At 60.3% G+C, this 12,647-nt stretch carries 8 protein-coding genes and 2 tRNA genes; 8 read left to right on the top strand and 2 right to left on the bottom strand.

Translation table 11 applies throughout. The annotated features are described in order from the left end of the window. Positions 1–13 precede the first annotated feature (13 nt). Positions 14–967: a hypothetical protein gene (locus PspCFBP13508_RS18415; RefSeq protein WP_137215344.1), complete on the top strand. Its 954-nt coding sequence runs from the start codon at positions 14–16 to the stop codon at positions 965–967. Positions 968–1,066: 99 nt separating this feature from the next. On the opposite strand, the gene dinB is transcribed toward PspCFBP13508_RS18415, so the two are convergent. Further along, positions 1,067–2,128 (bottom strand): DNA polymerase IV, encoded by a 1,062-nt coding sequence (gene dinB, locus PspCFBP13508_RS18410; protein ID WP_137215343.1) that lies wholly within the window; start codon positions 2,126–2,128, stop codon positions 1,067–1,069. A 279-nt stretch (positions 2,129–2,407) separates the two neighbouring features. Here dinB and PspCFBP13508_RS18405 point away from each other — a divergent pair. From PspCFBP13508_RS18405 to PspCFBP13508_RS18380, 5 genes are all read left to right on the top strand, one after another. Then, positions 2,408–2,484 (top strand) — tRNA-Met (locus PspCFBP13508_RS18405). 217 nt (positions 2,485–2,701) lie between these two features. Then, positions 2,702–2,778: transfer RNA gene (locus tag PspCFBP13508_RS18400), tRNA-Met, on the top strand. Positions 2,779–3,057: 279 nt separating this feature from the next. After that, entirely contained in the window at positions 3,058–5,697 is a 2,640-nt protein-coding gene (gene mprF, locus PspCFBP13508_RS18395) for a bifunctional lysylphosphatidylglycerol flippase/synthetase MprF (RefSeq protein ID WP_137215342.1), read from the top strand. After that, positions 5,697–6,992 (top strand): AcvB/VirJ family lysyl-phosphatidylglycerol hydrolase, encoded by a 1,296-nt coding sequence (locus tag PspCFBP13508_RS18390; RefSeq protein ID WP_137215341.1) that lies wholly within the window; start codon positions 5,697–5,699, stop codon positions 6,990–6,992. Before mprF ends, PspCFBP13508_RS18390 begins: the two co-directional genes overlap by 1 nt. A 722-nt stretch (positions 6,993–7,714) precedes the next feature. After that, positions 7,715–8,041 (top strand): DUF3077 domain-containing protein, encoded by a 327-nt coding sequence (locus PspCFBP13508_RS18380; protein WP_137215339.1) that lies wholly within the window; start codon positions 7,715–7,717, stop codon positions 8,039–8,041. A 195-nt stretch (positions 8,042–8,236) separates the two neighbouring features. Here PspCFBP13508_RS18380 and PspCFBP13508_RS18370 read toward each other — a convergent pair whose 3' ends face one another. Continuing rightward, positions 8,237–10,138, bottom strand: a complete 1,902-nt coding sequence (locus PspCFBP13508_RS18370; protein ID WP_137215337.1) for a potassium transporter Kup — start codon at positions 10,136–10,138, stop codon at positions 8,237–8,239. 289 nt (positions 10,139–10,427) lie between these two features. On the opposite strand from PspCFBP13508_RS18370, the gene rimO reads away from it, so the two are divergent. Continuing rightward, positions 10,428–11,765: a 30S ribosomal protein S12 methylthiotransferase RimO gene (gene rimO / locus PspCFBP13508_RS18365; RefSeq protein WP_137215336.1), complete on the top strand. Its 1,338-nt coding sequence runs from the start codon at positions 10,428–10,430 to the stop codon at positions 11,763–11,765. A gap of 218 nt (positions 11,766–11,983) precedes the next feature. Then, on the top strand, positions 11,984–12,457 hold the full coding sequence (locus tag PspCFBP13508_RS18355; protein ID WP_073475936.1) for a GNAT family N-acetyltransferase: 474 nt from the start codon (positions 11,984–11,986) through the stop codon (positions 12,455–12,457). The last annotated feature ends 190 nt before the right edge of the window (positions 12,458–12,647 follow it).

Genomic DNA, 12,647 nt, shown 5'->3' with positions numbered 1-12,647 from the left:
AGATAGAGACGTCATGTTCAAGCGAAACACCTTAGGCCTCGGTGGCGCCGCCCTGTGCGGCGCCCTGCTGGTCAGCGGCTGCGCCAATCACATGTCGCAACGCAGCGAGCACGAAGAGCGGGTCGAGCGAAAGTTGCTCGATCACAGCCTGCAGATCGATGTCGGCGAGCCCAAGGTGCTCGAGCTGCCGCAGCGACGCGTGAAGATCAACGAGCAGAAGACTTTCGAGGTCACCGAGTTCGAGGTCACCCGTCGTTACGACCGCTACACGCCTTACCAACCCTGGCGCGAAGTCTACGAGATTCCGCTGGGCGCGGTAGCCGTGGTCGGTGGTGTCGGTGCGAACGTGGTCAACGTGTTTGCCCTCGGTAACCTGCCGGATAGCGTCACCAAGGATTGGCTGAGCTACGGTTTCGCCGGGCTCAACCCGTTCATGAACGTGCAGTCCAACGGTCGCGCGCAGCAGAACCTCGCGGGCATCGACGAAGTCCAGCGCGACAAGCGCACGGAGTATTCGAGCCTGCCGTGGAGCGAACGACCGGTGCAGGTCAGGGCCGGCAAGCAGACGTTCGACATGACCACTGATCGCAACGGCGTGCTGCGCTTGAATCTGCTCGACAGTCCGTTCGCCGAACATGACCTCAACCATGTTGGCCGCTTGCAGATCAGTGTCGAGGACGCCAAGGACGATGTGCATACCGACTCGACCCTGATGCTCAGTGGCCACCTGCGCGGCAAGCTGATCGAGGCGCACGGGCTGATTTATGACGATCTGGAAGATGATGAGGTGAGCCAGTGGGTACACCGGGTCAAACGCCTGTCGGAGCTGGGCCTGGAAGAAGAAGCCAGCGAATTGGAACAAAGCCTGATCGAACTGACCCGCAATGATCCTGAGTTGCAGACTGAGTTTCTCAAGTCTCTGGCCAAGGATGCCGGGCGCTTAGTGGCTGATCCGGGACCGAATTAAAGCTTAAAAGCTTCGCGAGCAGGCTCGCTCCCCAGAGGAATGCATTCGAACTGTGGGAGCGAGCCTGCTCGCGAAGAGGCCCTGCCAGGCGCCGCAAATTTACCGCTCAAACAACTCCATCTGCTCAAACCCGCCGCGCAAATCCTCCAGCCTCACCCCCACCCCCAACAACCGCACCGGTTTGCCACCGCGGTTGAACGCCTGGGTCAGCATCAACTGATAGCTGCCCAAGTCACGCCCTGCCCCGGCCTGTTCCAGGGTGGTCTGGGTGAAATCATGAAATTTGACTTTGACGAACGGCTTGCCCGGTCGATAACTGCTGTCGATCCGCGCCATGCGGGTTTTCAGGGTCTCGAGCAGCTCGGGCAGTTTGTCGAGGCAACTGCGCAAGTCCGGCAGATCAACGTCGTAGGTGTTTTCCACACTGATCGACTGACGCCGGCTGTCGTTGTGCACCAAACGGTCATCGATCCCACGGGCGAGATTCCACAAGCGCTCGCCGAAACTGCCGAATTCGCGCACCAGCGCCAGCCTGCCCCACTCGCGCAGGTGCTGGCAGTCGACGATGCCGAGCTTGCCGAGCTTGTCGGCGGTGACCTTGCCGACGCCGTGCAGCTTGCTCACCGGAAGACTGCTGACGAAATCCTCGACCTGATCCGGGGTGATCACGAACAAACCGTTGGGTTTTTTCCAGTCGCTGGCGATCTTCGCCAGAAACTTGTTCGGCGCAACGCCAGCTGAGACGGTGATGTGCAACTGGTTGGAGACCCGGCGGCGAATGTCCTGGGCGATGCGCGTGGCGCTGCCGCCGAAATGCGCGCTGTCCGACACATCGAGGTAGGCCTCGTCCAGCGAAAGCGGCTCGATGAGATCGGTGTAGTCGGCAAAGATCGTATGAATCTCCTTCGACGCTTCGCGATAAGCCTCCATGCGCGGCTTGACGATGGTCAGGTCCGGGCACAGCTTCAATGCATGCCCGGAGGCCATGGCCGAGCGCACACCATAGGCGCGCGCTTCATAGTTGCAGGTGGCAATCACCCCGCGCCGATCCGCCGAACCACCCACCGCCAAAGGCTTGCCGGCCAGACGCGGATCATCGCGCATCTCGATGGCGGCGTAGAAACAGTCACAGTCGATGTGGATGATTTTTCGCTGGGTCATGTCGGAAAAAGACAACGTAGCAAGCCGGAGCCGCAGTATCTCATTGGCACCTGTATATAGCACCAGTGGTTGAATGTTCTTTTCCGACCGTAGGAGATTTCCGATGAATTTATTTTTTCAATCACAGATCAACGGGCAATAGAGCTGAAAGCCTTGCGCCACCTGCCCTGCGCGCCGGCCAACCGCCGCAAAAAGACGCTAAGCGCTTGAACCTCAACAGATTTATCCCGATTGACGGTTGACACACTCGCGAACCTCTGTAGAATGCCGCCACACAGACGCGGGATGGAGCAGTCTGGTAGCTCGTCGGGCTCATAACCCGAAGGTCGTCGGTTCAAATCCGGCTCCCGCAACCAAACATCAGAAAAGGCTACTCGAAAGAGTGGCCTTTTTTGTGCGCGTCTGTTTTGCAAACTGGCGCGCCGCGCAGTCGCTAGCGAAACGGCAATCCGTTACATTTCCGAAACTTACGGATTACCTGCGACCGTTTGCCGCGATTTTGCAGTTATTTGGCCCATTCCGGGATTAGCGGTTGACACCTCGTCGTTCGCCTGTAGAATGCCGCCACACAGACGCGGGATGGAGCAGTCTGGTAGCTCGTCGGGCTCATAACCCGAAGGTCGTCGGTTCAAATCCGGCTCCCGCAACCAAACATCAAAAAAGGCTACTCGAAAGAGTGGCCTTTTTTGTATCCGTTGAAAAAGTCCTTTCGCAGCAATGATCTGTCACTGTGCAGTGAACCGCTGGGGATCATCAGAACCACTGACTTGCGACTATGCTTGAGTCGCAGACAGGGTTTGTGCAATCCAGGAACTGCCCTCGCCGATGCCCGACGAGAGGCGTAGTATTTTGTGATTATTTTTTTCTACAGGGATTGGTAACTTGGCTGGATACCTCCATCCTGTCGCGCACAATCCAAGAGGTGATTGATGCGCGCCAACTCGTCTGATCCACAAGACACCGTTACAGCAGAACAACCGATCAAGCCCCAGCGATTGCGCTGGCTGGAACGGTTAAGCAAATACCGTCAGCCGATCGGTCTGGCCGTCACGTTGCTGCTGTTTGCCATTGCCCTGATTGCCTGCCGCCATCTGCTCGCCGAGCTCGATCTCTATGCGCTGCACGACTCGATTCTCGACGTGCCGAAACCGGCCCTGCTCGGTGCCATCGGCGCGACCGTGGTCGGCTTCATCATTCTGCTCGGCTATGAATGGTCGGCCAGCCGCTACGCTGGTGTGAAACTGCCGCCGCGCACCCTCGCGCTCGGCGGCTTCACTGCGTTTGCGATCGGCAACGCGATCGGCCTTTCGCTGCTTTCCGGCGGCTCGGTTCGTTATCGTTTATATGCGCGATTGGGCGTCGGTGCGTCGGAAGTTGCGCACATGACGCTATTTGCCAGCCTCTCGCTGGGCTGCGCATTGCCGCCACTGGCAGCGCTGGCCACGCTGAGCAACCTGCCCGCCGCCTCGCAAGCCCTGGGATTGTCCGAAGTCTTGCTCGGCTCCGTCGCCGCAGCCGTATTGATCCTCGGTGCAGTGCTGGCGATCGGCATCTATCGCCGTCGTCTGCCGGAACAACCCTACCCCGACAATCTGCTGGTCCGTGCCGGGCGGCGCACGTTGCGCCTGCCGGGTCGACGCCTGACCTTGCTGCAACTGGTGATCACCGCCCTCGATGTCGCGGCTGCCGCCACCGTTCTGTATTTGTTGCTGCCGGAAGCGCCGCCGTTTGCACCGTTCCTGCTGGTGTATCTGCTGGCACTGGCCGCCGGTGTACTCAGTCATGTGCCGGGCGGCGTCGGCGTATTCGAGGCGATTCTGCTCGCCGCGTTTGCCGACAAGCTCGGCGCCGCACCGCTGGCCGCTGCCCTGCTGCTGTATCGTCTGATCTACGTGGTGCTGCCGCTGCTGGTCGCTTGCGTACTGCTGCTGATCAACGAAGGCCAGCGCCTGTTTCAATCCCAGACCATGCGCGCGGCGTCCGGTCTGGCTGCGCCGGTTCTGGCGGTGCTGGTGTTTCTGTCTGGTGTGGTGTTGCTGTTTTCCGGCGCCACCCCGGAGATCGACACGCGCCTGGAGCACATCGGTTTTCTGATCCCGCATCGTCTGGTCGACGCCTCGCACTTCGGCGCCAGCCTGATCGGCGTGCTCTGCCTCTTGCTTGCCCAAGGCCTGCGCCGGCGCCTGTCGGCAGCGTGGATGCTGACCACCATTCTGCTGCTGGTCGGCGCCCTGCTTTCGCTGCTCAAAGGCTTCGACTGGGAAGAAGCCACGCTGATGACGTTGACGGCCGCGCTGCTCGGCGTGTTCCGCCGCTCCTTTTATCGCCCGAGCCGTTTGACCGAACTGCCGTTTTCGCCGCTGTATCTGGTCGCCAGCCTGTGTGTGCTGGGCGCTTCGGCCTGGTTGCTGCTGTTCGCCTATCAGGACGTGCCCTACAGCCATCAGCTCTGGTGGCAGTTCACCCTTGATGCCGACGCGCCTCGCGGGCTGCGCTCGCTGCTTGGCGCTGCTGTGTTGCTGGTGGTGGTTTCGCTGACATGGCTGCTGCGCACCGCGCGGCCTGTGATTCATTTGCCAACTCCAGACGAACTGGATCGCGCGGCAAAGATTCTCATGGCCTCGTCGCAACCCGACGGCGGCCTCGCGCTGACCGGTGACAAGGCGTTGCTGTTTCATCCCAACGACGAGGCGTTCCTGATGTACGCCCGCCGTGGCCGCAGTCTGGTGGCGCTGTACGACCCGATCGGGCCGAGCCAGCAACGTGCGGAAATGATCTGGCAGTTCCGCGACCTCTGCGACATCCATCACACCCGCCCGGTGTTCTATCAAGTGCGCGCGGAGAACCTGCCGTATTACATGGACATCGGCCTGACCGCGATCAAGCTCGGCGAAGAAGCCCGGGTCGATCTGCTGCGCTTCGATCTGGAAGCCAAGGGCAAGGAGATGAAAGACCTGCGCTACACCTGGAACCGTGGCACCCGCGATGGTCTGTCGCTGGAAATCCACGAGCCGGGTCAGGCGCCGATGGATGAGCTGAAGGTGATTTCCGATGCCTGGCTGACCGGCAAGAACGTGCGCGAGAAAGGCTTCTCCCTCGGCCGCTTCAGCGACGATTACCTCAAGCATTTCCGCATTGCGGTGATTCGCTTCGAAGGCCGCCCGGTAGCGTTCGCCAATCTGCTCGAGACCTACAGCCACGATCTGGCCAGTCTCGACCTGATGCGCGCGCACCCGGAAGCGCCGAAGCTGACCATGGAATTCATGATGGTCGGCCTGATTCAACACTATAAGAGTCACGGATACGCGCGCTTCAGCCTGGGCATGGTGCCGTTGTCGGGGCTGCAACCCCGGCGCGGCGCACCGCTGACCCAGCGCCTGGGCTCGATGGTTTTTCGCCGTGGTGAGCAGCTGTACAACTTCCAAGGCTTGCGCCGCTTCAAAGACAAGTTCCAGCCTGACTGGGAACCCCGTTATATGGCCGTGCCCGCCGGACTCGATCCGCTCGTGGCACTGGCCGACACTGCTGCCCTGATCGCGGGCGGCTTGACTGGATTGGTGAAACGCTGATGATTCAACGCTCCCTGAAGTACATCCTGGCCGGCCTGCTGGTGCTGGCCGTGATTGCCGGCGGCGGTTACTGGTACCTCAAACGCCCGGCACCGGAACCGACCGTCGAACAGCTCAAACCCGCCGATGGCGCAGCCATGACCCGGGTCATCCCCGGCAGCAAGCCGAAGGCTCAGGTGCTGGTCGCCGTCACCGACGAACAGAAGCTCTCCGAGAAACAACTGACCACCCTCAGCCGCAGCGCTTCGGCGCAGATCGTTCAGGTGATCCTGCCCAAGGACTGCCTGCTGCAAAGCCGCGCCCTGCAATCGGGCCTGCGCGAACTGAACGGCCCGGCCACCCTGGTCAGCGGCATCGGCCCAGGCGCTGTGCTGGCGTGGCGCTGGCTGGCCGAACAGAAAGACGACAAGGCCCAGGCCATCTCTGTCGATCTGGCCCTGGAAAAACCCGGCTGCACCCACCTGCTGCCGAAATCCGCCGCCCACGGCCACTGGCTGGTGGCGTGGAACGACAACCCGGACGATGCCAGCGCAGGCTTCGTGCGCGATCAGCCGAACGCCGAAACCAGCATCAGTGACTACGACATCAACCTGCCGCAAGTGCTGAACAACGAACTGCGCAAAATCCTCGTCGGCGGCGACAAGGCCAACGGCGGTCTGGCGATCCCGGTCGTGGAAGTGCCGGCCGGGCAGGCCAACGACACCGTGACCCTGTTCCTCTCCGGCGACGGCGGCTGGCGCGACCTCGACCGCGACGTGGCCGGGGAAATGGCCAAGATCGGCTACCCAGTGGTCGGCATCGACACCCTGCGCTACTACTGGCAACACAAGAGCCCGGAGCAGAGTGCACTGGACCTCACCGAACTGATGCAGCACTACCGGCAGAAATGGGGCACCAAGCGCTTCATCCTCACCGGTTATTCGTTCGGCGCTGACGTACTCCCGGCGATCTACAACCGCCTGCCAGAGAACGAACAGCAACGCGTCGACGCGATCATCCTGCTCGCCTTCGCCCGCACCGGCAGCTTCGAAATCGAAGTCGAAGGCTGGTTGGGTAACGCCGGTAAAGAAGCCGCCACCGGCCCGGAAATGGCCAAGCTGCCAGCGGCCAAGGTTGTGTGCATCTATGGTAAAGAAGAGACCGATGAAAGCGGCTGCACCGACAAGACTGCTGTGGGTGAAGCGGTGAAACTGCCCGGCGGGCACCACTTCGACGAGAACTACCCGGCGCTGGCCAAGCGTTTGGTGGAGCTGATTCAGAAGCGCCAGAGCAAGGACTCGGTGGCTGAAGAGTGATCTGAAGCGCATCCACAAAAAGCCCCCGCAACTTCACGGTTGCGGGGGCTTTTTACATCCCAGCAGCCACCAAATTCCCCTGTGGGAGCGAGCCTGCTCGCGAAAGCGGTGGGTCAGTTTACAGATTCGTCGACTGACACTACGCCTTCGCGAGCAGGCTCGCTCCCACAGGGGAATTGCGCTGGATTCAGCGGTTTTGTGGCAAGGCTCGTAAATTTCTTGACTCTTCAGGAAGCTAAAATCACCAAATGTCCACACTCCATAAAACGTGGACACCTGCTTAATTGGCATTATCGAATCGTCAACTCCACACCCATTCATCTACCGAACAAATACCCACAAAATCGCCAGCAACGTTTAGTTTCGTTTACGTCTGGTCTCGCAATATCAGATGACGCCCACAGACCTTGTAGGCAAACTCCGAAACTCGTGTTCGGGCGCTCTGCCGCTCTATTGCGCTGTTTTTTGACGGGATACTCTCCGGATGTCGCTGACCCATTCAGCGATCGGGTGTGGTAACCCGGTTAAGCAAAGTGCAACAGTGCCTCCATCACGACATCAGGCGTTCTTTTACGCCTGTAATTTACTGTCATGGCAGCTGTACGTGGGAGACCTTCGGGTCTGCCGGTTTCTTTGCTCTCCCGGTTTACCACCCTGCGTACAGCTGCCACCCATTCGTGTGGTAACGAATGCGGCAGCTCCTCGTTTTAGGGAGCAAAACAATGAGCGAAGAAATTCCGTCAACGCCTTCAGACCTTACAACAATCGGCTTCACCCCTTTCCTCTACAACTCGGATCAAGCGTTCTTCAACGTCCGCTCCGGCATCCCGATCATCAATGCCTTGTCCCAATCCTCCGACCTGCTGTCCCTCGCCAAATCCTTCGCCGAGGATGCTGCTTTCATCAAAGACACCGACCGCCACGCCTGGGCTGCGCATTACCTGACGGTGATGGGCAAAGCCTTGATTGATGATGTGATTCAGGCGCTGATCCCACGACCTGCGCGGACGAAGACTGAATCTGAAGAAGAATTACCTGATAGCCACTAACACTGCAGACCGTTGTGGGAGCGAGCCTGCTCGCGAATGCGGTGGTTCAGCCACCACATGCTTCGACTGACACTAAGCCTTCGCGAGCAGGCTCGCTCCCACAGGGAATCAGCGGTGGTTTGAGGATTGGGCACAGGCACAAAAAAGCCCCCGCCAGCCGCAAGGCTGACGGGGGCTTTTCAGTTGAGGCGCAGGCTACATCTCCACCTGCGTCCCCAACTCGATCACTCGGTTCAACGGCAGATTGAAGAACCGCAAATTGCCATTGGCATTCTTCAACATGAACGCAAACAACGCCTCACGCCAACGCGCCATCCCCTCGAGTTTCGAGGCAATCACCGTCTCGCGACTAAGGAAATAGGTCGTGCGCATCGGGCTGAAGTCCAGATCATCCAGATGACACAGCTTCAACGCCTGCGGCACGTCGGGCTCGTCGGTGAAGCCGAAGTGCAGGATCACCCGGAAGAAGCCCTCCCCGTGCGCTTCGACTTCGAAACGCCGCGATGGCGGGACGCGCGGGATGTCTTCGTAAACCACCGTCAGCAGCACCACTTGCTCGTGCAAAACCTGGTTATGCAGCAGATTGTGCAACAGCGCATGCGGCACCGCGTCGGAGCGGGCGGTGAGGAACACGGCGGTGCCCTGTACGCGATGCGGCGGTTGCACGCGGATGCTGCTGATGAAGATCGGCAGCGGCAGCGCGCCTTCGTCGAGGCGTTCGACCAGCAGTTGTTTGCCGCGCTTCCAGGTGGTCATCAGCACGAACAGGGCGATACCGGCGATCACCGGGAACGCGCCGCCCTGAACGATTTTCGGCACGTTGGCGGCGAAGTACAGACCGTCCACCAACAGGAAGCCGAGCAGCACCGGCACCGCGAGGATCGGTGGCCATTTCCACAGCAGCAGCATGACCGCCGACACCAGAATGGTGGTCATCAGCATGGTGCCGGTCACTGCCACGCCGTAGGCCGAGGCCAGTGCGCCGGAGGATTCGAAGCCGATCACCAGCAGCACCACGCCGACCATCAGCGCCCAGTTCACCGCGCCGATGTAGATCTGGCCTTGTTCGTCGCTAGAGGTGTGCTGGATGTACATGCGCGGGATGTAACCGAGCTGGATCGCCTGGCGGGTCAGGGAGAATGCACCGGAAATCACCGCTTGCGAGGCGATCACCGTGGCCAGGGTCGACAGGCCGACCAGCGGAATCAGCGCCCAGCTCGGTGCCAGCAGGTAGAACGGATTGCGCGCGGCGTCAGGGTTTTCCAGCAGCAATGCGCCCTGGCCGAAGTAGTTGAGCACCAACGCCGGCAGCACCAGCAGGAACCAGGCGCGGGCGATCGGCTTGCGGCCGAAGTGGCCCATGTCGGCGTACAGCGCTTCCGCGCCGGTCAGCGCCAGCACCACGGCGCCGAGAATTGCGACGCCCATGCCTGGGTGCACAACGAAAAAATTCACCGCCCACATCGGGTTCAGTGCGTGCAGCACTTCCGGCGTGTGACTGATGCCGTACACCCCGAGGGCGCCGAGGACTAGGAACCAGGTGACCATGATCGGCCCGAACAGAATGCCGATCCGCGCGGTACCGTGGCGCTGGATCAGAAACAGCGCGACCAGCACCACCAGCGACAGCGGCACCACCCAGTGATCGATGCCTTCAAACGCCAGGCCCAGGCCTTCGATCGCCGACAGCACCGAAATGGCCGGGGTGATCATGCTGTCGCCGTAAAACAGCGCCGCACCGATCAGCCCGCACACCACCAACAGCGTGCGCAGGCGCTTGCGACCCGCCGCTGCCCGCCGTGCCAGTGCCGTCAGGGCCATGATGCCGCCCTCGCCCTGGTTGTCGGCGCGCAGGACGAACATCATGTACTTGATCGAGACCACCCAGATCAGCGACCAGAAGATCAACGACAGAATGCCGAGCACGCCGTCGTGATTGACCGGCACACCGTAGCCGCCGGAAAACACTTCCTTGAGGGTGTACAACGGACTGGTGCCGATGTCGCCATAAACCACCCCGACCGCCGCGACCAGCATGCTCAGCGGTCTGCTCGCCGAACCCTCGGCGCCCGCCGCATGACTACTTGCCTGACCCATCCAACACTCCTGATCTCGATACTGGCTTCTTTGAAGGAAGCACTATGCTTTGTAGTGCAGCATGCGCTGTTTTACCTGTTGTTACAGACCAATGATTGACTGCACGAAATCGGTAAAGCTCAACGGCGCGAAGCATAGCGCAGCACTCGTCGTATTTCCCCGTATAAAGCTGGTCAAGTGCGTTGCCCGCCGCTAGAATTGCGCACTTTTTGATCAGAGGCGCATCTCAAGCGCCCATCCGTCAGCTGCCGCGTGTGGCCAGCGACGTCACAAAACACCGAGGTTAGACATGTCCACCACTCCTGCGCCGGCCAATCCAAAGGTTGGCTTTGTATCTCTGGGTTGCCCGAAAGCACTGGTCGACTCCGAGCGCATCCTGACCCAGCTGCGCATGGAAGGTTATGACGTGGTGTCCACCTATCAGGACGCTGACGTCGTGGTGGTCAACACCTGCGGCTTCATCGATTCGGCCAAGGCTGAATCTTTGGAAGTGATCGGCGAAGCGATCAAGGAAAACGGCAAGGTGATCGTTACCGGTTGCATGGGCGTCGAAGAAGGCAACATCCGCAACGTCCACCCGAGCGTGCTCGCTGTGACCGGTCCGCAGCAGTACGAACAAGTGGTCAACGCCGTGCACGAAGTGGTGCCGCCGCGTCAGGATCACAACCCGCTGATCGACCTGGTGCCGCCGCAAGGCATCAAGCTGACCCCACGCCACTACGCCTACCTGAAGATTTCCGAAGGCTGCAACCACAGCTGCTCGTTCTGCATCATCCCGTCGATGCGCGGCAAACTGGTCAGCCGCCCGGTGGGTGATGTGCTCGACGAGGCGCAGCGCCTGGTCAAATCCGGCGTCAAAGAGCTGCTGGTGATCTCGCAAGACACCAGCGCCTACGGCGTCGACGTGAAATACCGCACCGGCTTCTGGAACGGCGCGCCGGTGAAAACCCGCATGACCGAGCTTTGCGAAGCACTGAGCACGCTGGGCGTCTGGGTCCGCCTGCACTACGTTTATCCGTACCCGCACGTCGACGAGCTGATTCCACTGATGGCCGCCGGCAAGATCCTGCCGTACCTGGACATCCCGTTCCAGCACGCCAGCCCGAAAGTCCTGAAGTCGATGAAACGCCCGGCGTTCGAAGACAAGACCCTGGCACGCATCAAGAACTGGCGCGAAATCTGCCCGGACCTGATCATTCGTTCGACCTTCATCGTCGGCTTCCCGGGCGAAACCGAAGAAGACTTCCAGTACCTGCTCAACTGGCTGACCGAAGCCCAGCTCGACCGCGTCGGCTGCTTCCAGTACTCGCCGGTCGATGGCGCGCCAGCGAATGATCTGGATCTGGACGTGGTACCGGACGACGTCAAGCAGGATCGTTGGGAGCGCTTCATGGCGCACCAGCAGGCAATCAGCTCGGCACGCCTGCAAATGCGCATCGGTCGTGAGATCGAAGTGCTGGTGGACGAGGTTGACGAACAAGGCGCGGTTGGCCGCTGCTTCTTCGACGCCCCGGAAATCGATGGCAACGTGTTTATCGACAATGGCAGCAACCTGAAGCCGGGCGACAAGGTCTGGTGCAAGGTGACTGACGCAGACGAATATGATTTGTGGGCTGAGCAGATCTAAGCACCGCAAAATACCTGTGGGAGCGAGCCTGCTCGCGAATGCGCTGGGTCAGTCGCCGTAAATATTGCCTGACACAATGCCTTCGCGAGCAGGCTCGCTCCCACAAGTGAATAGCGCTGTATCCAGAAGCCCCGCTCTTTTCCGAGATACGGGGCTTTTTTGCGGCTATCGTTTAGCGGGGGACGGACTCCCTTGAACCGCACAAGAGGCACACGCACATGCGTCAGCATTCGGTCATCCACACACCGAAAATCAGCGATTACGAAGAACTGACCCGGGTCTGGGAGGCCTCGGTCCGTGCGACTCACCAGTTCCTGCCGGACAGCTACATCGAGCTGCTGCGCAATCTGGTGCTCACCCGCTATCTCGATGCGGTCATGCTGATCTGCACCAAGGACCGCCAGCAGCGCATCACCGGGTTTGCCGGTGTGGCGGCGGGCAAGATTGAAATGTTGTTCATCGATCCTGATCATCGTGGTCAAGGCTTGGGCAAGCAGTTGCTCCGATATGCAATCGAACGGCTCAACGCCGATGAACTCGACGTCAACGAACAAAATCCGCAAGCCTTGGGCTTTTATGAAAAGCAGGGCTTCGAGGTGATCGGCCGCTCCGAAGTCGATGGCATGGGCCAGCCGTATCCGTTGCTGCACATGCGCTTGCGGCAGTCCCAACAGCGCTCAAGCAACGGCTGACACACCATGGAACCCCTGTGGGAGCGAGCCTGCTCGCGAATGCGGTGTACCAGTCACTGCACACATAGACTGGCAGGACGCCTTCGCGAGCAGGCTCGCTCCCACATTGAATACAGCGCCTGCAAATGGAACCGGGCTTAACCGCTTCCACACAGGTACAATGCCCACCCCTTTTTTGTTACGGCCCTGT

It is taken from the genome of Pseudomonas sp. CFBP13508 (genome assembly GCF_005233515.1).
Classification (GTDB): domain Bacteria; phylum Pseudomonadota; class Gammaproteobacteria; order Pseudomonadales; family Pseudomonadaceae; genus Aquipseudomonas; species Aquipseudomonas mercuritolerans.
This window is presented reverse-complemented; position numbering and strand designations above follow the sequence as displayed.